General features: G+C 67.6%; 19 protein-coding genes, 1 tRNA gene and 1 pseudogene. 6 read left to right on the top strand and 15 right to left on the bottom strand.

Features of this window, described 5'->3' with window-relative positions:
* The first annotated feature begins 210 nt into the window (after positions 1–210).
* Positions 211–429: a hypothetical protein gene (locus ACTVZP_RS20845; protein ID WP_443214076.1), complete on the top strand. Its 219-nt coding sequence runs from the start codon at positions 211–213 to the stop codon at positions 427–429.
* Between the two features lie 601 nt (positions 430–1,030).
* A tRNA-Gly gene (locus ACTVZP_RS20840) sits at positions 1,031–1,104 on the top strand.
* A gap of 95 nt (positions 1,105–1,199) precedes the next feature.
* Here ACTVZP_RS20840 and ACTVZP_RS20835 read toward each other — a convergent pair.
* From ACTVZP_RS20835 to fabA, 5 genes are all read right to left on the bottom strand, one after another.
* Complete coding sequence (locus ACTVZP_RS20835; RefSeq protein WP_443214075.1) at positions 1,200–1,937, bottom strand: hypothetical protein; 738 nt, start codon at positions 1,935–1,937, stop codon at positions 1,200–1,202.
* A gap of 70 nt (positions 1,938–2,007) precedes the next feature.
* Entirely contained in the window at positions 2,008–2,433 is a 426-nt protein-coding gene (locus tag ACTVZP_RS20830; protein ID WP_443214074.1) for a VOC family protein, read from the bottom strand.
* A gap of 201 nt (positions 2,434–2,634) precedes the next feature.
* Positions 2,635–3,423, bottom strand: a complete 789-nt coding sequence (locus ACTVZP_RS20825; protein WP_443214073.1) for an enoyl-ACP reductase FabI — start codon at positions 3,421–3,423, stop codon at positions 2,635–2,637.
* 10 nt (positions 3,424–3,433) lie between these two features.
* Positions 3,434–4,663: a beta-ketoacyl-ACP synthase I gene (gene fabB, locus ACTVZP_RS20820; RefSeq protein ID WP_443214072.1), complete on the bottom strand. Its 1,230-nt coding sequence runs from the start codon at positions 4,661–4,663 to the stop codon at positions 3,434–3,436.
* Between the two features lie 18 nt (positions 4,664–4,681).
* Positions 4,682–5,191 carry a bifunctional 3-hydroxydecanoyl-ACP dehydratase/trans-2-decenoyl-ACP isomerase gene (gene fabA / locus ACTVZP_RS20815; protein WP_443214071.1) on the bottom strand — a complete coding sequence of 170 codons (510 nt, stop codon included), beginning with the start codon at positions 5,189–5,191 and terminating at the stop codon, positions 4,682–4,684.
* A gap of 149 nt (positions 5,192–5,340) precedes the next feature.
* On the opposite strand from fabA, the gene irrA reads away from it, so the two are divergent.
* Positions 5,341–5,781 carry an iron response transcriptional regulator IrrA gene (irrA, locus tag ACTVZP_RS20810; RefSeq protein WP_443214070.1) on the top strand — a complete coding sequence of 147 codons (441 nt, stop codon included), beginning with the start codon at positions 5,341–5,343 and terminating at the stop codon, positions 5,779–5,781.
* A 129-nt stretch (positions 5,782–5,910) separates the two neighbouring features.
* A complete protein-coding gene (locus tag ACTVZP_RS20805) occupies positions 5,911–6,726 on the top strand; it encodes a transglutaminase-like domain-containing protein (protein WP_443214069.1) in 816 nt (271 codons plus the stop codon).
* 212 nt (positions 6,727–6,938) lie between these two features.
* On the opposite strand, the gene ACTVZP_RS20800 is transcribed toward ACTVZP_RS20805, so the two are convergent.
* From ACTVZP_RS20800 to ACTVZP_RS20790, 3 genes are read right to left on the bottom strand one after another with little or no spacing between them, the layout of a single operon-like run.
* On the bottom strand, positions 6,939–8,072 hold the full coding sequence (locus ACTVZP_RS20800; protein ID WP_443214068.1) for an acyl-CoA dehydrogenase family protein: 1,134 nt from the start codon (positions 8,070–8,072) through the stop codon (positions 6,939–6,941).
* Positions 8,069–8,830 (bottom strand): SDR family NAD(P)-dependent oxidoreductase, encoded by a 762-nt coding sequence (locus ACTVZP_RS20795; protein WP_443214067.1) that lies wholly within the window; start codon positions 8,828–8,830, stop codon positions 8,069–8,071. The genes ACTVZP_RS20800 and ACTVZP_RS20795 overlap by 4 nt, the downstream gene beginning before the upstream one ends.
* Entirely contained in the window at positions 8,830–9,990 is a 1,161-nt protein-coding gene (locus ACTVZP_RS20790; protein WP_443214066.1) for an acetyl-CoA C-acyltransferase, read from the bottom strand. Before ACTVZP_RS20790 ends, ACTVZP_RS20795 begins: the two co-directional genes overlap by 1 nt.
* 489 nt (positions 9,991–10,479) lie before the next feature.
* Here ACTVZP_RS20790 and ACTVZP_RS20785 point away from each other — a divergent pair, with 489 nt between their 5' ends.
* Positions 10,480–10,833, top strand: a complete 354-nt coding sequence (locus tag ACTVZP_RS20785) for a hypothetical protein (RefSeq protein ID WP_443214065.1) — start codon at positions 10,480–10,482, stop codon at positions 10,831–10,833.
* Positions 10,834–11,030: 197 nt separating this feature from the next.
* Here the strand turns inward: ACTVZP_RS20785 and ACTVZP_RS20780 are convergent, their stop codons facing one another.
* The 7 genes and pseudogenes from ACTVZP_RS20780 to ACTVZP_RS20750 all read right to left on the bottom strand — a co-directional run bounded on the left by ACTVZP_RS20780 (position 11,031) and on the right by ACTVZP_RS20750 (position 17,201).
* Entirely contained in the window at positions 11,031–12,626 is a 1,596-nt protein-coding gene (locus tag ACTVZP_RS20780) for a glucan biosynthesis protein (RefSeq protein WP_443214064.1), read from the bottom strand.
* A 382-nt stretch (positions 12,627–13,008) separates the two neighbouring features.
* Positions 13,009–13,551, bottom strand: coding sequence for a flavodoxin (locus ACTVZP_RS20775; RefSeq protein ID WP_443214063.1), 543 nt, complete (start codon positions 13,549–13,551; stop codon positions 13,009–13,011).
* Positions 13,552–13,725: 174 nt separating this feature from the next.
* A complete protein-coding gene (locus ACTVZP_RS20770) occupies positions 13,726–14,823 on the bottom strand; it encodes an FAD:protein FMN transferase (protein ID WP_443214062.1) in 1,098 nt (365 codons plus the stop codon).
* Positions 14,820–15,329, bottom strand: a complete 510-nt coding sequence (locus ACTVZP_RS20765) for a SoxR reducing system RseC family protein (RefSeq protein WP_443214061.1) — start codon at positions 15,327–15,329, stop codon at positions 14,820–14,822. Before ACTVZP_RS20765 ends, ACTVZP_RS20770 begins: the two co-directional genes overlap by 4 nt.
* A 4-nt stretch (positions 15,330–15,333) precedes the next feature.
* Positions 15,334–15,564 (bottom strand): annotated as a pseudogene (locus ACTVZP_RS20760) (4Fe-4S binding protein); the annotation flags it as partial.
* Between the two features lie 30 nt (positions 15,565–15,594).
* The gene (gene fdxC, locus ACTVZP_RS20755; RefSeq protein WP_443214060.1) at positions 15,595–15,882 is read right to left on the bottom strand and encodes a ferredoxin FdxC; all 288 of its coding nucleotides are present in this window, start codon (positions 15,880–15,882) and stop codon (positions 15,595–15,597) included.
* A 17-nt stretch (positions 15,883–15,899) separates the two neighbouring features.
* Positions 15,900–17,201 (bottom strand): FprA family A-type flavoprotein, encoded by a 1,302-nt coding sequence (locus tag ACTVZP_RS20750; protein ID WP_443214059.1) that lies wholly within the window; start codon positions 17,199–17,201, stop codon positions 15,900–15,902.
* 429 nt (positions 17,202–17,630) lie between these two features.
* Here ACTVZP_RS20750 and rsxA point away from each other — a divergent pair, with 429 nt between their 5' ends.
* On the top strand, positions 17,631–18,212 hold the full coding sequence (gene rsxA, locus ACTVZP_RS20745; protein WP_443214058.1) for an electron transport complex subunit RsxA: 582 nt from the start codon (positions 17,631–17,633) through the stop codon (positions 18,210–18,212).
* Positions 18,213–18,228 lie beyond the last annotated feature (16 nt).

Here is an 18,228-nt window from a genome sequence, read left to right as displayed (position 1 = left end):
GCTGAAGATGGCCGCGTGAATTCTACGGCCGGATCCCGCTAAAACCGGGAGGATTACCGATGTCCTCGTGAGCCTTCGCACGTTTGAGCGCGCGGTGACGTCCTGGCGTCAGGCGCTGAAGGCGGAGGCTCTGGCGACCGTGCGGTTCGAGACGCCTCCGGGCCGTCAGCTGCAGATCCATTTCGGCGAGCGCCTGAAGGTGTCCCGTTCGTGGCGACGCCAGGTCATTCGCGGCGGGTGCATGTAGACGCCTTCCGCGGCGAGCGTCAGGAGAACTGGCTTACGGGCGTGGAGAGTGCTTTCTCGACGTTCGGCGGCGTTCCCGAGGAAGTGCTGATCGACAACCCGCGCGCGCCGGTGACGACCCACGATGCGACGCCGCGGCAGGTGATGTTCAACCCGACCTTTCTTGCCTTCGCCCGTCACTGAGGCTTCGTTCCGTGCGCCTTACCGCGCCCGCACGAAGGGCAAGACGGAGATTTACGTCGGATATCTAAAGAAGAACGCGGTTGCCCGACGCATTTTCAAAGCTGGAGTGCCTTCGAGGCGCATCTGGCGGCGTGCGAGCGCCAGGTCGGCGGGGGTACACGGCATAACGCAGGAGGCACCGCTGGCGCGCTTTGCGTGCGACGAGGCGCACTGCCTCAAGCCGTTGGGTGGCTGGGCGGGCCTTCGGGGCTCTGCGCGACCTGTTGCGGGTAGTAAGCCATGACTGCGCGATCACGCTCGACGCCAACAGCTACTCGATTTCTCCACCACAGCCACGTCATCACCATCCGGGGTGACAGCTGCCTTCCGCGACCACAGATTGCCTGCGCGGCCATCTGATCGGGAATCGACGATACAGGTCGTGTCTGGCGGTCGCGAGGCCTCCGAAGCCCCGATGTCCGCCGCCATCCCAGGCGGATTTCTTGCTGCGCAGGCGGGCGATCAACCGCGACGCCCTCCGGCCGTGGAGGCCGCGCGTCATGGCATTTCCGCACGTGCTCACCCTTGAGGAGCAGGCCGCCTCATGCTAACAGGGCCTCGCGCGGGTATGGTGAAATGGTATCACACGAGCCTTCCAAGCTCTTGGCGCGGGTTCGATTCCCGCTACCCGCTCCAGCCTCTGCCCTGAGACAGCAGCCGGTCCTTTCGGGCAGGAATATGCCGCACGGCTTTCGCCGCGCGGCATTGCATAGGTTCCCAAGTTCGGCGACCTACTCGGCCGGCGTGCCGACGTAGGCATGTGAGCGTTGCGTCCGCTCGTTCAGCTCCAGCCTGTCGAAGCCGGTAACGAGGCAGTACCGGAACAGCGTGTGCAGGAAGAGAAGGACGCCGGCCACCTCGAGCCCCTCCTCGACATTCGTCAGCAGGCGATAGGCGATGCCGTCATAGATCGCCTCGCCGCCACCAGAGACGAGCTTGCCCGCCAGTATCTCCATGCCTATGGCGCCGCCCACGAACAGCGCGCCGGACACAACCATGAGCACCGCGATCTGGCGGGGCAGGTTGGCGAGGAACCGCAGGTAGGAGACGGCGAAGGCCAGCACGCCGAGGCCGACCGGCACGACCCATCGGAAGTAGAGCCAGCTCTCCTCTTGTTCGCCGGTCGCCATCGCGCCGGACAGCTGTTCATGCAGCGACAGCGTCTCGTCCATCGACAAGATCAGAAAGACGAGCCCCAGGCCCAGCCAGTGGAATCGCCATGTATCTCTCTCGGCGAGGGCACGCGCAGCGATGGCGAGCGACACGAGCCCGACCAGAAGAAGCAGCATCCCCGAGAACCAGGTGTAGACGCTTCCCTCGAAATCAACATCGAGGCGCCAGACGCGATCATCGGTAACGGCGGCCCATCGCGCCAGATCCTGCAGCACGCTTGCAGAAAGGAGTGTGATCCAGACGAGCAGGAGGATCTGTAACAGGCGGGTGACGGAAAGGGTGGTCGACCTGTGCATCGGGAAATCCTTGTCACAAATTCGCCCCCAAATTGTCACATTGATGCACTGGATCGTCAACCTTCAGTTGTCACCCACTTGGCATCCTACCCGCGGCGGATGCGGCCTCGGTGTCCATCCAGAAGATTTCAAAGACATTTCCGTCCGGGTCCATGAAGGTGCGCTGATACATCCAGCCGTGATCGTCCGCCTCTCTGGGCTCCTTCCCACCCGAGGCCAGAGCAGTGTCGAGCAGATCGTCGACCGCATCGCGATTGTCGCGGGAGAGGGCGATCAGGACGGATGTCGTGGCGGTCGTGTCGGCACGCGGGAGGGTCAAGAAGGAGTCGAACTTTTCATGCGTCAGCAGCATGAGCCTGATGCTGTCCGAGACGGTGATGCAGGCGCCGGCCTCGTTCGAGAATTGTTGATCGAGACCGAACCCGAGCGACTGGTAGAAGGAGACGGACCGCGACAGATCCGATACGGGCAGGTTGACGAAGATCGACTGTGGCATGGCCGGTTCCCCCGTTGTGCGGTGAGGCGGCCGCTTGGCCGCATGCAGGGGGAACGGCAGCGAAGCGAGCCCGTTCCATCGGACCGTCGGCATGCTCGCGCAGACGTCAGATGCGAAGGGGTTGCATCCCGCGCGGCGTCATGCTGCGCGGGCGGCGAGGATTATGCCTGTGGCAGGTGAGGGGCCAGCCTCGGCCGTCCGCTAGAGGTTTTCGGGCTGTGGCATTCCGAGGATATGGTACCCCCCGTCCACGCGCACGATCTCTCCCGTCGTGCAGGCGCCGTAATCGGACGCCAGCCAGACCGCCGTGCCGCCCACCGCTTCGAGCGTCGCGTTGGCGCGGAGCGGACTGTTGGACTCGGTATGGCGGAAGGTCGCGCGCGCCCCCGAGATCGCGGCTCCGGCAAGCGTCTTCATCGGGCCCGGCGAGATCGCGTTGACGCGGATCTTCTGCGGACCCAGATCGTTCGCGAGGTAGCGGACGGCGGATTCCAGGGCCGACTTCGCTACGCCCATCACGTTGTAATAGGGCGTCACGCGGTTCGAGCCCTGATAGGTCAGTGTGAGCAGGGTGCCTCCATCGGGCATCAGTTCGGAGGCTCGCCGGGCGATGTCGATGAACGAGTAGCAGGAGATCGTCAGCGAGTTCCGGAAGTTCTCGCGCGTGGTGTTGATGAAGCGCCCACCCAGTTCCGCTTTGTCCGAGAAGGCGATGGCATGAACCACGAAGTCGAGGCTGCCCCAGCGCTCCTTCAGCGAGGCGAAGCAGGCGTCGAGCGACTCGTCGTTCGTCACGTCGACGTCGACGAGGAAGTCGGAGCCGACCGAGGCCGCCAGCGGCTCGACGCGCTTTCCGAAAGCCTCGCCCTGGTAGGAGAAGGCCAGATCCGCGCCTTCGGCCGCCAGTGCCCGCGCGATGCCCCAGGCGATCGAGCGGTCATTCGCGACCCCCATCACCAGACCGCGTTTACCCTTCATCAGTTCGGCCATCTGCGCGACCTCAGTTGTTGAACTTGCTCAGGACGAGGGACGCGTTGGTGCCGCCGAAGCCGAAGCTGTTGGACAGCACCGAGTCGATGTCGACCCCTTCGCGCAGGGTGGTGGCGATCTCGGCCGGCTGGATCTCGGGATCGAGCTGGCTCACATTGGCCGATGCGGCAATGAAGTTGCCCTGCATCATCAGGATCGAATAGATCGCCTCGTGGACGCCGGTCGCGCCGAGCGAGTGGCCGGTCAGCGATTTCGTCGAGGAGATCGGCGGCACGTTGCCCTCGCCGAAGATCCGGCGCACGGCCCTCACCTCCGTCACGTCGCCGGCCGGGGTCGAGGTGCCATGCGCGTTGATGTAGTCGATGCGCCGCCCCTCGGGCAGCGTGCCGAGCGCGAGCCGCATGGACCGCTCGCCGCCCTCGCCGGAGGGCGCCACCATGTCGGCCCCGTCCGAGGTCGCGCCGTAGCCCGTCACCTCGGCATAGATCTTCGCGCCGCGCGCCCGGGCATGCTCGAGCTCTTCCAGCACGACCACGCCGCCGCCGCCGGCGATCACGAAGCCGTCCCGCGTCGCGTCGAAGGGACGAGAGGCGTGTTCGGGCGTGCCATTGTACTTGGAGGACATCGCCCCCATCGCGTCGAAGAGGCAGGAGAGCGTCCAGTCGAGTTCTTCCCCGCCGCCGGCGAAGACCACGTCCTGCTTGCCCATCTGGATCAGCTCGGTCCCGTTGCCGATGCAATGCGCCGAGGTGGAGCAGGCGGAGGTGATCGAGTAGTTCACGCCCTTGATCTTGAACGGGGTGGCAAGGCAGGCCGAGTTGGTCGAGCTCATGCAGCGGGTGACCATGAACGGCCCCATCCGCTTCGGCGAGCCCTTCTCGATGACGATCTTGTGGGCCTGGAAGAAGTTCGACGTCGACGGCCCGCCCGAGCCCATCACGAGGCCCGAGCGCGGGTTCGAGACGTCGCTCTCCTCCAGGCCCGAGTCCTTGATCGCCTGCTCCATCGCGATGAAGTTGTAGGCGGCTCCGGCGCCCATGAAGCGCAGGTCGCGCTTGTCGACATGGTCCTCGAGCACGATCTTCGGCATGCCGTGGACCTGGCTGCGGAAGCCGTGCTGGGCGTATTCCTCCGAGAAGGAGATGCCCGAGCGGCCAGCACGCAGGCTCGCTTCCACTTCGGCGGCATTGTTCCCGATCGGCGAGACGATGCCGATCCCGGTGATGACGACGCGGCGCATGGGTAGTCCTCCCCCGGATCAGGCCGCAGCGGCCAGACCGACTTTCATGTCCTTGACGGTGTAGATCTCTTCGCCGTCGGCGAATACGCGCCCGTCCGCCACACCCATCTTGAGCCGGCGGTCGATGACGCGGGTGAAATCGACGTGATAGGTGACGAGCTTCCGGTCCGGGCGCACCATGCCCGAGAGCTTCACCTCTCCCACGCCGAGCGCGAAGCCCTGGCCCTGCCAGCCGCGCCAGCCGAGGTTGAAGCCTGTGAGCTGCCAGAGCCCGTCGAGGCCGAGACAGCCCGGCATGACCGGATTGCCCGGAAAATGGCACTCGAAGAACCACAGGTCCGGATGGATGTCGAATTCGGCCACGACATGGCCCTTGCCGTGCAGGCCGCCATCCGCCGAGATCTCGGTGATGCGGTCCATCATCAGCATCGGCGGCAGCGGCAACTGGGCATTGCCCGGCCCGAAGAGCTCGCCCCGCGCACAAGCCAGCAGCGCCTCCTTGTCGAAGCTCGTCGGATAGTCCGCCATCTTTCTCCCGTCCGTCCCTTGGTCAATCGCTTCCCCTTAACACCGGCACGGAACGACTGGCAAGGGCGGCGCCCTGCGTCACCGGGCCTGCCGGGCTCCAGAAAAACATGGGTCTTTCCGTTTGAATTTTACCGCCGCAATGGGATAAGATGCATTTCATGGCAGATGGTACGATGGCAAGAACGGCAATCGAACGCGGCACCGAGTGGCTGGGGAAGGGCGGTCTGCGCCCCACGCGGCAGCGGGTGGCGCTTGCGGCGCTTCTCGTCGGCGACGGCCGCGACCGGCATGTGACGGCGGAAAGCCTTTTTGCGGCCGCGGGGCAGTCCAGCGACAAGGTCAGCCTCGCCACCGTCTACAACACGCTGCGCGCCTTCTGCGAAGCGGGTCTCATGCAGGAGGTCGTAGTCGACGGCTCGCGCAGCTATTTCGACACGCGCGTCGACAACCACCCCCACTTCTTCTGGGAAGACACGGCCGAGCTTTTCGACGCACCCGCCGATGAGCTGGAGATCACCCGCATCCCGGAGCTGCCCGCCGGCGCAGAGCTGAGCCGTGTCGACGTGGTGATCCGGCTCAAGCGCGGCTAAGCGGCGGTTTCCGCCATTTCGCCCGGCAATTGCCGCTTCTGCGGGCATAAGCCGGCGCATCGGGTGCTCGCGCGGAACTTCCCGATCCGGGGACATGTTTCATCAGCCTGAACCACGAAAGGGCAGGCAATGCTGATACGCTTCGGATTCGAGATCTCGGTCAACTGCATCGCCGACACGCCCATGATCTGCCTGCTCGACATCCGGGACGAGCGGCGGTCGGACCTGCAGTCGCCCGAGGTCGTGACGGCCGAGCCGCAGGTGCCGATGAAGATCTACCACGACATGTTCGGCAACACCTGCCGTCGGCTGGTCGTGCCGGCGGGCGACTTCACGATCCGCGGCGACGGCGTGATCAGGGATCCGGGTATCCCCGACGCCGAGGACTGGTCGGCACAGGAGGTTCCCGTCGGGCAACTGCCCGACGAGACGCTGCCCTATCTTCTCGGCTCGCGCTACTGCGAGACCGACCGGATCAGCCAACTCGCCTGGGACCTGTTCGGGAGCGTGACTCCCGGCTGGGCGCGCGTGCAGGCGATCTCGGATTTCGCGCATGACCATGTCCGCTTCGACTATGCCAATGCCAGCCCCTTCCGCACGGCCTACCAGACCTGGGAGGAAGGAACCGGCGTCTGCCGCGACTTCACCCACCTGGCCATAGCACTCTGCCGTGCGCTGAACATTCCTGCCCGCTACATCAACGGCTATCTGGGCGACATCGGCGTGCCTCCGGCCGGGCCGATGGATTTCTGCGCCTGGACAGAGGTCTACATCGGTGGCCGCTGGCACACCTTTGACCCGCGCAACAACCAGCGCCGGATCGGACGCATCGTCGTCGCCCGCGGCCGAGACGCGGCAGACGTCCCATTGATCCATTCCTTCGGCTCGCATGAGCTGACGCATTTCTTCGTCCGCTGCGAAGAGGTGGAGGCCGTGCCGGGCTGACCGGCAGGTCCGGGCACCCGCCCGAGGCGCGACAGGTGTCAGCGGTCGGGCCGGATTGCTCCGGCCTCGGCCGCCACAGATCCGTTCAACTCCCGTCGCGCCAGGATCTGGGCGGGGTCTGCCTTGGATATGAATGCAGGCATGGCCACCGCCGAAGGGTCGCCGGGAAGCGTGGCACGCCCTCCGGGCCGACGTTCCGGCCCCGAAATGGGTCAGGCCATGCCACGGAGGATCAGCATCTTCTGGATGTCCGACGTCCCCTCGTAGATCTGGCAGACCCGGACGTCGCGATAAATCCGCTCCACCGGGAAGTCGCGGGTGTAGCCGTAACCGCCGAAGGTCTGGATCGCGTCCGAGACGATCCGTTCCGCCGCCTCCGACGCGAAGAGCTTGGCCATCGCCGCCTCGGTGAGGCAGGGCACGCCCGCATCCTTCATCCGTGCCGCGTGAAGCACCAACTGCCGTGCGGCCTCCAGCCGGGTTTTGGCGTCCGCCAGCCGGAATCCGACCGCCTGATGCTCGATCAAGGCCCGCCCGAAGGAGGTCCGCTCGCGCGCATAGGCCACGGCAGCCTCGAGGGCGGCCTGCGCCATGCCTACCGACTGTGCGGCGATGCCGATGCGACCCGTCTCGAGACTGGACAGCGCGATCCGGTAGCCCTCGCCCTCGGCGCCGATCCGCATCGCCTCGGGCACGCGCAGGCTGTCGAAACGCAAGGCGCAGGTGTCGGAAGCCTCCTGCCCGAGCTTCTCCTCGATCTTGGCGATTTCATAGCCCGGCGTCGAGGTGGGCGTGAGAAAGCAGGTGATGCCCTCCTTGCCGGACGTCCCCTCCATGCGGGCAAAGAGGATCGCCCAACCCGCCAGCCGACCCGAGGTGATGAAGACCTTCTCTCCGTCGATGACGTAATCGCCGCCTGAGCGACGGGCGCGGGTCCGCAGCGCCGAGGCGTCCGAGCCCGCATGGCCCTCGGTCAGCGCGAAGGCGCCGATGAAGGCGCCCTGGGCTGCGGGGCGCAACACGGCCTCGCGCTGCTCGGGGCTCGCGTAGCGCTGGAGGATCGCATTGAAGGGTGCGTTGTGGACGCTCATCACCGTCGAGACCGACCCGTCGCCCGCGGCAACCTCGATCAGTGCCAGCGCGTAGCTCACGTAGTCGGCGCCGACGCCGCCCATCTCCTCGGGAACGGTCATGCCGAGGAAGCCAAGTTCCCCCATCTGGGCCAGGACGGCGGGTTCGATGGCCTTGGCCCTGGCGCGCGCAGCAGCGCCGGGGGCCAGCACATCCCGCGCGAACTGGCGCGCCATCTCCTGCACGAGACGTTGTTCTTCGCTCAGCACGCTCATTTCGGGGCCATCCGCAAGGCGCCGTCGAGGCGGATCGTCTCGCCGTTGAGCATCGGATTGCCCAGAATGTGGAGCGCCAGAGCGGCAAACTCCGAGGGCCTGCCGAGCCGTGAGGGAAACGGGACCGCCGCTCCGAGGCTCTCCTGCGCGGCCTCGGGCAGGCCCTTGAGCATGGCCGTCTCGAAGATGCCGGGGGCGATGGTGCAGACCCGTATCCCGAGCGGCGCCAGTTCCCGGGCGGCGGGCAGGGTGAGGCCCACGATGCCGGCCTTGGACGCCGCATAGGCGGTCTGACCGATCTGTCCCTCCCAGGCGGCGATGGACGCGGTGTTGATCGCGGCGCCCCGCTCGCCCGTCTCGAGCGGCGCGAGGTCGGCGGCCCGCGCCGCGAAGAGGCGCAGGAGGTTGAAGCTGCCGATCAGGTTGACCTCGATGGCACTGCGGAACTCGTCGAGCGGCATGACGCCCCCCTTGCCGAGCATCTTCTTCGCTGGTGCCACGCCCGCGCAGTTGACGAGGATCCGCGCCACGCCCTGGGCCTCGGCGGCACGGGCGACCGCCTCTTCCGCGCTTCCGGCCGAGGCCACGTCGCAACGGATCGCGAGGCCACCGATTTCCGCCGCCACCGCTTCGGCTGCGGGCAGGTTGAAATCGAGGAGCGCGACCCGCGCCCCCGCCGTGGCCAGCGCCCGGGCCGTCGCCTCGCCGAGGCCGGATCCCGCGCCGGTCACCAGTGCAGGCTGGTCCCTCACATCCATCAGACCAGCTCCACCGCGAGCGCCGTCGCCTCGCCGCCGCCGATGCAGAGCGAGGCCACGCCGCGCCGCAGGCCGCGTGCGCGCAGGGCCTCGAGAAGCGTCACGACGATCCTTGCACCCGAGCAGCCGATCGGATGACCCAGTGCGCAGGCGCCGCCGTTCACGTTCACCTTGTCATGCGGCAGGTCCAGATCGCGCATGGCGGCCATGGCCACCACCGCGAAGGCCTCGTTGATCTCGAAGAGATCGACGTCACGCGCATCCCAGCCGATCCGGTCGAGCAGCTTGCGGATCGCGAAGATCGGGGCGGTGGTGAAGAGCTTCGGCGCCTGCGCATGGCTCGCATGGCCGCGGATCACCGCGAGAGGCGCAAGGCCCCGCGCCTCTGCCACGCCCATGCGCGCGATCACCAGCGCCGCCGCTCCGTCCGAGATCGAGGAGCTGTTGGCGGCCGTGACCGTGCCGCCCTCGCGGAAGGCCGGGCGGAGGTGCGGGATCTTCTCGGGCCGGGCGCGTCCGGGCGCCTCGTCCTCGCTCACACCGTCCACCGCGACCACTTCGGACGCGAAGCGGCCCCCGGCAATGGCCGCCTTGGCGCGCGAGAGGGATTCGAGCGCGTAGGCATCCTGTGCTTCCCGGGTGAACTGGTAGGCTTCTGCGCAATCCTCGGCAAAGGTGCCCATCGCACGGCCCTTGTCGTAGGCGTCCTCGAGCCCGTCGAGGAACATGTGGTCCATGACACGGCCGTGCCCGATCCGGTATCCGCCCCGCGCCTTGTCGAGCAGGTAGGGCGCGTTCGACATGCTCTCCATCCCGCCCGCCACGACAATGCCCGCGCTGCCCGCGCGGATCAGGTCATGGGCAAGCATGGCAGCCTTCATGCCCGAGCCGCAGACCTTGTTCAGCGTCGCGCAGGGAACGGTCTCGGGCAGGCCAGCCCCCAACGCAGCCTGCCGCGCCGGCGCCTGGCCGAGGCCCGCGGGCAGGACGCAGCCCATCACGAGCTCGTCGACGTCGCCAGGGGCGACTCCGGCCCTCTCCAGCGCCTCGGCGACGGCGACGCCACCCAGTTCGACGGCGGTGCGGCCCTTCAGCACTCCCTGGAAGGCACCCATGGGTGTGCGCGCGGCACCTGCGATCACGATCGGTTCAGCGGTCATCAAGCCCTCCCCTTCCTGTCGACCTGCCGGAGGCTAATCCGGCGAAGCCGAGGCCGGGAAGCGCAAAGGCAGATCCGGAGGCGGTGACGTTCCGTAACGTCGCCCGCGAACTCTCTGCCGCTCTGATGCCGGCCTTGGGCCCCGTCGGTCCGCTCTGCCGCCTTTCCGCTTCCTGCCCCCGTCGCGGCGGCGTCCGGCCGCGCTGCGGAAACGGCCAGCGACCGGTCGTCGCAACTGCTGAGAGGGCACCCGGCGAGGCAAGCGGCGTGCCGCACGCGCACAACGTCTCGCACCTGCGGCAAGCCCCCGCGATGTCACGTGAAATGGGATCTAAGCGATTGTCTCCGCGACATAATGATGCGGCAACCGTCCCGCCTCGTGCATGGCGGGACTGCAGGTCTGAGCGTGGACGCCGCTGCATTGCAGCAATATCTTCGCCAATCAATCGGCCTGCCGTTACGGGCCTCACCTCATGGAAAGTGTCTCAAGATGAAAACGATCCTGGCCGCCACCGCCATTGCCACCGCAACGCTGGCTTCTTCCGCCTTGGCAGGCGAAATCACGCTCAACGCGCCGATGCAGGCCCGCAGCCTGCACGATGGCGCCCTCGACCTCGTCGCCTATCGCAGCGACCTGGAGGATGGCGGATTCGAGGTCACGGCAGCCTTCCGCGCCCGCACGCCCTCGGCCGAACCGCAACTCATCCGGATGCGCCTCGAGGATCAGGACCGGGTGCAGTTCTCGATGCCCTCGGACCTGCGGACCGTCTACACCTTCGCCCGCGCAGAAGGTCAGGTGACGATCGCTGCCGAGCCGGTTGCCTACAGCCTCGCGTCCCAATAAGCCGGAGGACCGGTGCGGCATCCCTCGGGCGCGGGTCGCGCCCCGGACGCATGCCGCCGCCGTTCTCGCGACCGCTCGGCTGTTCCGGGCGCTCGCGGTTTCCCCTGCGGGGACCGCAAGGCCTGATCCTGCCGCTTTGGCGACCGTAGCGGCCGTGGGTCAGGTCGCGGCCGCCGTGCGGCGGCCGCTGTCGATCTTCACCGCAACCGGTTGATCTGCGCCAGGTGGAACTGGCCGAGCCACGTCTCGGTGAGCGGTGCGCCCTTGTGCGCGATGTAGGCGCGCAGGTCCACGGTATCCGTCTCGGGCGCAGCCTTCAGGTCGAAGGTCAGCCGGAAGCGCTCGGTGCCCACGACCCGCACGACGAAGGGATTGATGACCTCGACCCCGTCCGGCGCCGACACCTCGGCGGTCACACCGTCGCGCGGGTCCAGCCCTTCGAGCGCCGGTCCCTCGAAATCCAGGACGACCTTGATCACGTCCTTTGGCCGCGGCTGGCCGGGCACGCCGCCATTGCCGACCTGCGTCGCGACCGTATGCGCGAGCGGCATGTCCACGGGCGGCGACGCAACCCAGTGCATCCGGTAGTCGAAGCGCATCTCCTCGCCCGCCTGCGGTTGCTTCTCGGGGTTCCAGAAGGCGACGATGTTGTCGTAGATCTCGTCCTCGGTCGGGATTTCGACCAGCTGCACCGCCCCCGCGCCCCAATCCGACGTGGGCTCGATCCAGACGGCGGGGCGTTTGTCGTAGAAGACGCCGTCATCCTGGAAATGGTTGAAGTCGCGATCGCGCTGCACAAGGCCGAAGCCCTTGATGCCGCGGTCGTAGTAGCTCGAAGTCACCACGCGGTCGGGGTTGTTCAGCGGCCGCCAGATGTGCTCGCCCGCTCCGGTGTGGATCATCAGCCCGTCCGTGTCATGGACCTCGGGCCGCCAATCCGCCGACTGGAAGCGGTTGCTTTCGGAATACCAGAACATCGAGGTAAGCGGCGCCACGCCCAGCCGCTCGACCGGCGCGCGGAAGAATAGACGGCTCGAGATGTCCATGACCTGCCCTTTGCCCGGCTGGTCGCGCATCACCATGCGGTAGGCGCCGGTCATGCTGGGCCCGTCCATCAGCGCGTTCACGATGGTCGCGCCGTCGGGGCCCTCCTCGAGGTAGAACTCGGTGAACCGCGGGAATTCCTCGGGGATGGAGAGACCGGTGTTCAATGCCACCGCGCGCGCGGACAGCCCGTACTGGCGGAGCGCCCCGTCGCTGCGGAAATAGGCGGCGCCGAGGAACGAGATCCAGTCGCTCTTCATGTCCTCCCGCATCAGCCGGAAGCCGGCGAAGCCCGCATCCTCGCCGAGGCCGCGAGCGGGGCTGTCGTCCGGCATCTCGAAATAGGCCGGGCTGTAGATGATCTCGCGCGCTTCGCCGCCCGCCACGGTGAAGATCCTCACCGGCTGGCGGAAGTAGGTTCCGAGGTGGAAGAACTGCGCGGGAGTGCCGCCGACAGTCACCGTCGCCTCGTCGCGGAAGCGGATGCGCCAGTGTGCGTCGTAGTCGATCTTCTCCAGCACTTCGGGATGCTCGACCGGGGTCGGCACGTAGGGCTGGCGCGAGAGGGTGGCCGCCCGTTCGGCCAGCAGGTCGAAGGAAAAGGCGGCGGGCGCCGAGAATGCCGGGCCGGAGGGCGACGCCGCCGAGGCGGGCGTCTCCGACATGGCGGCTCCCGACAGTGCGACGGCGGCCAGGAGGCTGTAGGCGGTCAATCTGAAGATCGGCAAGGTCAAGATCTGCTGCTCCATAACGCTTCCGGTCAGGGAAGTCCGAGCGATGCGATGAAAGCGAATCGGTTCCAGATCAAGGCCAAGTTGCGTGGCGGGCGGCGGCTCAGCGGGCCTGCGCCCAAACAGCGCAGGTGTCCGGACGCCGGACGGCGGATGGTTGCCTGTCAGCGCGGGGGGCGGCGGTCGCCGTCGCCGCCTGCTTTGCGAGACGCGCGGCCGGACGGACGCCGAAGCGGCCAGCCGTTCTTCCCCGCCGCCTTCGCTTTCCGGAACGGTCTGCGGGAGTGCCGCCCGGCCGAAGGGCGTCGATCGTCGCGGGCAGGGGTTGCCGGTGACCGTCGGGCCACGCGGGTTGCGAAAGTCGGTGCCCGCGCCTCCTCTCGCGGGCACGACCTATCTGCTAGACGGGAAGCCCGAAGTCGGGCGCGATGCTCTTCAACCACGCGTTCAGGCGGCTTTCGGTCTGGTCCGACTGGTTGTCGAGGTCGAGCGCCAACCCGAGGAACGCGTCGTCCGACACCGCGAGCGATTCCTCGAAGTCATAGCCCTCGGTCGGCCAGCGCCCCACGATCCTTGCGCCCCTGTCCCCGAAGAACTCGGCGAGGAAGAAGATCGCGTTCACGAACTCGAGCGGGTAGGTGATCTGATCGCCGAGGCCGAAGATCGCGATGGTCTTGCCTGTGAAGTCGCGCCCTTCGAGCTTGGGAAGGAATTCTTCCCAATTCTCCTCGGCGCAGTCCGCGCCAAGTCCCGGCAGCTGCCCCTCGCCCATGGTGGGCGTTCCGAGGATCAGGAAGTCGTAACCCATGAACTCCTCGACGTCCGCCCGGTTGACGTTGACGGGCTTCGCCATCACCTCGTCGTCGAACATGGCCTTGATCTGCCGTGCCACCTTGCGCGTCTTGCCAGTGTCTGTGCCGAAGAAGAGTCCGATCCTGCTCATCCTGAATCCCTGCTGTCGCTGCCCGGGCACAAGCGTCGCCCGCTCACGGGGACAAGCAGGCGGCGTGCCAACGAAGGATGCCTGCAGCGGCGCTGGGCGAGGGAAGGACGGAGGGCGTGGTTCTCACGGCCCGCTCCATCACCCGGACGAGCCGGCCCCTGCGGCGGGGGCCGGTCAGTTCTCGGGGCAGGAGGGACGTGCCACGTCCTCGGGCAGCGGCACGACCTGAACCGGAGCGGGAAAGTCGCCGTCGACGGCCTCCAGCCGCGCCATCATCTCCGGCGTTGCGAAGATCGATCCGTCGTCGGTGATCATCATCACGGACCGCACACCCATGGCCGCCGCGACCTTCGGCCAATCCTCGCGCCCCGCCACGCAGAGGGCGGTCGCGGCCGCATCGGCCCGCGCGCCGCTGGTGTCGAGGACGGAGACCGAGACAATGCCTTGCATCGGCCGACCGGTTCGAGGGTCGATCACATGCGAGAAGCGGACGCCGTCGTGATCGAAGTATCGCTCGTAATTGCCGGAAGTGTGGAGGGCCTCGCCGGGACGGAGCGCGACCGCGGCCACCACACCCCACTGGAACGGGTCGCGGATCGCCACCCGCCACGGACGCGCGCCGTGGCTGCCGATGACCTGCACGCCGCCGCCGGCATTCAGCACGGCATCCTGCACGCCCGCGGCTCGAAGATCCCGCGCCGCGAGGTCCAGTGCGGCGCCCTTGGCATAGGCGCCGAGATCGAGCTGGACGGCGGGATTGACCGATCGCACCTCGTTGCCGTTGATGCGGAGATCCGTCATGCGGGGATGGCGCGCGACCAGATCGTCAACCGTGGCTTCAGGCGGCGGGTCGCCCTCGGGCAGAGTGTCGGCATGGAAGCCCCAGGCTTCGATCAGCGCACCGATGGCCGGATCGAAGAGGCCACCGCTTGCGCAGGACAGATCGCGGCCCTGCTTCAGAAGCTCCGCAAGGGTCGGATCGACGACGAGGGGGCGTTGATCCGCGATGGCAGCGTTGAGGTTCTCGAGTTCGCCGGGGCGCCAGGCATGCCAGTCGCGATGGGCGGCCTCGAGACGCTTGCCCACTTGCGCTATGGCGGCATGCGCGGTGTCTTCGGACACGCCGCGCGTCTCGACCTCGACCAGCGTGCCGAAGAGATAGAAGGTCTCGCGCACATCGGGGGGGCCATTGCCCATGTTTGTCGCAACGGCGCCGCCTGCGGCAAGCGCGATGAGCGCGGCGGCCAGCAGAGCGCGCCGCGCGCCGCTCACGGACCGCACCGCGTGAATGCGGGGGCCGCAGCGACTGCGGAATGAACGGCCTCGATCCGGAAAGCCTCGGCCAGTCCGCTCCTCCGCCCGGCCCGGCCGAGGGGCACGAGGGCGAGCCCGAGGGCCGGCAGGCAGAGGAGCGCCACCCATAGGTCGGGCAGCTTCAGCGCGAGCCCCGCGCCGGCAGTGATCACCACGGCGAGGGTCGGCAAGAGATAGGCCAGCCCCACCGTCGCGAGGAACCGGCCGGCAGGCAGCGAGATGTCGACCTCGTCACCGGCCCGCACCGTCACGCCCTCGGGCAGGGCGACCTCGATGAACTTGGGCCTTGCCTGCGAGGCGATTTCAGCCGCGCCGCAGGTCCTGCGCATGGTGCAGCACGAGCAGCCCGCGGCGCGATCGGCCAGAAGCTGCATCCGGTCGCCCGCCACGGCGACGACCTTCAGCCTCTCGCTGAGCGCGCGGGACCCGACGCGGTCCCCGCAAAGGTCGCCGTCGCCGCGCATCCGCTCAGGCCTCGAGCGGCGCGATGCTGTCCGCCGTGCAGACGTTCATGCACTGCGGGATGTCGAACTCACCCTCGCATTCGGTGCAGACTTCGGCCTTGATGAAGTAGATGCCCTTCTTCGGGATGATCGCGTTGGTGGGGCAAACCGGTTCGCAGTCGCCGCAGGCGGTGCAGAGGTCGGCGGAGATCGTCATGGACATGGCTGGTTCCTTTCTTGCTGTATGACTGGCCTGCCGGGGCGGCCGGGGGTGGAACGTCCGGCCTCAGCCCGGGCGAACCTTGACGGCGCCGCTCAGGACGCGGCACTGGCAGGCAAGGCGGTCGTCCCTGCCGGCCATGTTCTCGGAGAGCACGCGTAGCTCGAGGGCGGAGGGCTCCGACAGGTTCTCGCTTCCCTCGAGCACATGGGTGACGCAGGTGCCGCATTCGCCTTCGCGACAGCCATAGGTGATGCCGGAGCCCACCTTCTCGGACATCTCGATGATGCGGGTTCCGGAGGGCACGTTGACCGTGATGGAGACATCGGTGAACGTCAGTGTGGCCTTTTCCATCGCAGGTCCTTCTTCTTTCAGCGGGGTGCAAGCTCGGCGAGGTCGATCTCGCGCGGGACCGCACGGCCGGTCAGGTGGGCGGCGAGGCGGCGGCCAAAGGCCCGCGCCTCCTCGATCTCGGCGTCGGAGGGCTCGAGCTTCACCCGGAGCCCCTGTTCGGGCAGGCGCATCTTCAGGCCCTGCAGCCGCGCCTCGACCTGCCGGACAGCTTCGCCCGACCACCCGTAGGAGCCGAAGGCCGCGCCGAGCTTACCCTTGGTCTCGATGTCGACGAGCATGGCGAGCAGTTCCCAGATCGCGCGCACCGCATCGCCGTTGATGGTGGGCGTGCCAAGCGCGATCCCGTCCACTTCCTCGACGAGGTCGATGAAGGGATGCAGGTCTCCGCCCTCGAGGTCGAAGAGCGAGACGCGGACGCCCGGTTCCTCGGCCGCCCCGTCGCGGATCGCCTGAGCGAGGCGCGCGGTCGAGCCGTGGGCCGAGATGTAGAGGATCGCCAGGGTCTTGTCGGTCCCGCCGCCGAACGAGAAGCGCGGGCCGGCCAGCTTGCGGTACTGGCGGAGGTAGGCGCGCGGGTCGGTGCGCAGGATCGGCCCGTGGGAGGGGGCGATGACCGCGATGTCCAGCGGCTCGAGCAGGTCGAGCGCCCCGACGACGAAGCTGCGGAAGGGCCGCATCAACCGGTCGAAGTAATGCTCCAGCGCGAAGCGGAAGTCCCCCACCCGGTCGTCGAACAGCCGCTCGTCGCAGTAGTGGCTTCCGAACAGGTCGCAGGTGAAGAGCAGCCCGTCCTCCTCAAGATAGGTGCATTGCGTGTCGGGCCAGTGCACGTTCGGCGTCGTGAAGAACCGCAGCGTCCGGCCCCCGAGCGAAGCGGTGGCGCCGGTGGTGACCGGCGTGATGCGGTAGAGGCCGAATTCGTCGCGCAGGATCGTGCGGAGGATCTGGAGGCCGCGCGGAGAGACATGGACCTCGGCCTGCGGCGCGCGCCGCAGAAGCTCCGGCAGGGCGCCGGAATGGTCGGGCTCGAGGTGGTTGAGCACGATCCTCGTGATCTCGTCATAGCCGGCAACGGCTTCGAGGCGGACGAAGAACGTGTCGGCATAGGCCGCGTCGACGGTGTCGATCACCGCAACGCCGTCGGAGCCGCGCACCGCATAGGCGTTGTAGCTGGTGCCGTTGGCGGTCTTCATCAGCGTGTCGAAGCTGCGCAGGCCGGGGTCGAAGGCGCCGATCCAGTGGACGCCGGGCACGATCTCGACCGGCCCGTCCGGTCGGAGGGGCTGCGGGCAGACGGGACTCGCTGCGGCGGCGGACAAGAGGAACTCCTTCGGCATCGGCGGCGAGGACATGGCGTCCCGCGCAGACGTGGAGGAAGCAGGCAGCGTGCCAACCCTGCAGGATTCGAGCGGCCACGGGCGCTGCACTCCGGGGCGCGTGCATGCGGCCCGCTGCGGAGCGGTCCGGGTGCCGCCATGGCGCCGCGCCTTTGTCCGGAATGGAAGGATTCCGCGACAAGACTGTCAGGAACGCGACAACACGGGTTCGTGTATGCAGGATCGTCCCGCCCTGTCCCGTTCTCGGGCTGCGCGGCCCCGGCCGATGGGGCAAGCCACCCGTCCTGACGACGCGGACGATCGTTACGGGCAGGATGGCACGGTGCCTGCTTCTCCTTCTTCTGTAACAGCCGCGAGACAGCGCCACCGAACCACCGGAGCGCAGGCGGCCAGAGCCGGACGGGACAGGGAATGGGCGAGTTCTTCTTCATCCTGCTGAGCACCGCGCTCGTGAACAACGTGGTGCTGGTCAAGTTTCTCGGCCTCTGCCCGTTCATGGGCGTGTCGCGCAAGACCGATGCGGCCATCGGCATGGGCCTCGCCACGACCTTCGTGCTCACCCTCGCGGCAGGTGCGAGCTGGATGGTCGAGACGCTGATCCTCGAACCGCTCGACCTGACCTTCCTGCGCATCCTCAGCCTGATCCTCGTGATTGCGGCCATCGTGCAGTTCATCGAGGTGGTGATGCGCAAGGTGGCGCCGGGGCTGCACAAGGCGCTGGGCATCTACCTGCCGCTCATCACCACGAACTGCGCCGTGCTGGGCGTGGCGCTCCTGAACATCCAGGAGGGGCACGGCCTCGCCTCGAGCCTGCTCTACGGCTTCGGCTCGGCGGCGGGCTTCACCATCGTGCTCGTGATCTTCGCGGGCATGCGCGAGCGCCTCGCGCAGCTTGCCGTGCCGGCGCCCCTGGCCGGTGTGCCGATCGCCTTCATTTCCGCCGGGCTGCTGTCGATGGCCTTCATGGGCTTCGCCGGCCTTGCGCCGAACTGAGACAACTGGAGACCTG

The organism is Rhodobacter sp. NSM, from assembly GCF_052244495.1.
GTDB lineage: Bacteria > Pseudomonadota > Alphaproteobacteria > Rhodobacterales > Rhodobacteraceae > Cereibacter_A.
This window is presented reverse-complemented; position numbering and strand designations above follow the sequence as displayed.

Coding starts and splice junctions, on each gene's coding strand:
- ACTVZP_RS20835 (WP_443214075.1), bottom strand. CDS start 1,937: ATGCACAGGTCGACCACCCTTTCCGTCACCCGCCTGTTACAGATCCTC.
- ACTVZP_RS20830 (WP_443214074.1), bottom strand. CDS start 2,433: ATGCCACAGTCGATCTTCGTCAACCTGCCCGTATCGGATCTGTCGCGG.
- ACTVZP_RS20825 (WP_443214073.1), bottom strand. CDS start 3,423: ATGGCCGAACTGATGAAGGGTAAACGCGGTCTGGTGATGGGGGTCGCG.
- fabB (WP_443214072.1), bottom strand. CDS start 4,663: ATGCGCCGCGTCGTCATCACCGGGATCGGCATCGTCTCGCCGATCGGG.
- fabA (WP_443214071.1), bottom strand. CDS start 5,191: ATGGCGGACTATCCGACGAGCTTCGACAAGGAGGCGCTGCTGGCTTGT.
- irrA (WP_443214070.1), top strand. CDS start 5,341: ATGCATTTCATGGCAGATGGTACGATGGCAAGAACGGCAATCGAACGC.
- ACTVZP_RS20805 (WP_443214069.1), top strand. CDS start 5,911: ATGCTGATACGCTTCGGATTCGAGATCTCGGTCAACTGCATCGCCGAC.
- ACTVZP_RS20800 (WP_443214068.1), bottom strand. CDS start 8,072: ATGAGCGTGCTGAGCGAAGAACAACGTCTCGTGCAGGAGATGGCGCGC.
- ACTVZP_RS20795 (WP_443214067.1), bottom strand. CDS start 8,830: ATGGATGTGAGGGACCAGCCTGCACTGGTGACCGGCGCGGGATCCGGC.
- ACTVZP_RS20790 (WP_443214066.1), bottom strand. CDS start 9,990: ATGACCGCTGAACCGATCGTGATCGCAGGTGCCGCGCGCACACCCATG.
- ACTVZP_RS20785 (WP_443214065.1), top strand. CDS start 10,480: ATGAAAACGATCCTGGCCGCCACCGCCATTGCCACCGCAACGCTGGCT.
- ACTVZP_RS20780 (WP_443214064.1), bottom strand. CDS start 12,626: ATGGAGCAGCAGATCTTGACCTTGCCGATCTTCAGATTGACCGCCTAC.
- ACTVZP_RS20775 (WP_443214063.1), bottom strand. CDS start 13,551: ATGAGCAGGATCGGACTCTTCTTCGGCACAGACACTGGCAAGACGCGC.
- ACTVZP_RS20765 (WP_443214061.1), bottom strand. CDS start 15,329: ATGCGCGGCGACGGCGACCTTTGCGGGGACCGCGTCGGGTCCCGCGCG.
- fdxC (WP_443214060.1), bottom strand. CDS start 15,882: ATGGAAAAGGCCACACTGACGTTCACCGATGTCTCCATCACGGTCAAC.
- rsxA (WP_443214058.1), top strand. CDS start 17,631: ATGGGCGAGTTCTTCTTCATCCTGCTGAGCACCGCGCTCGTGAACAAC.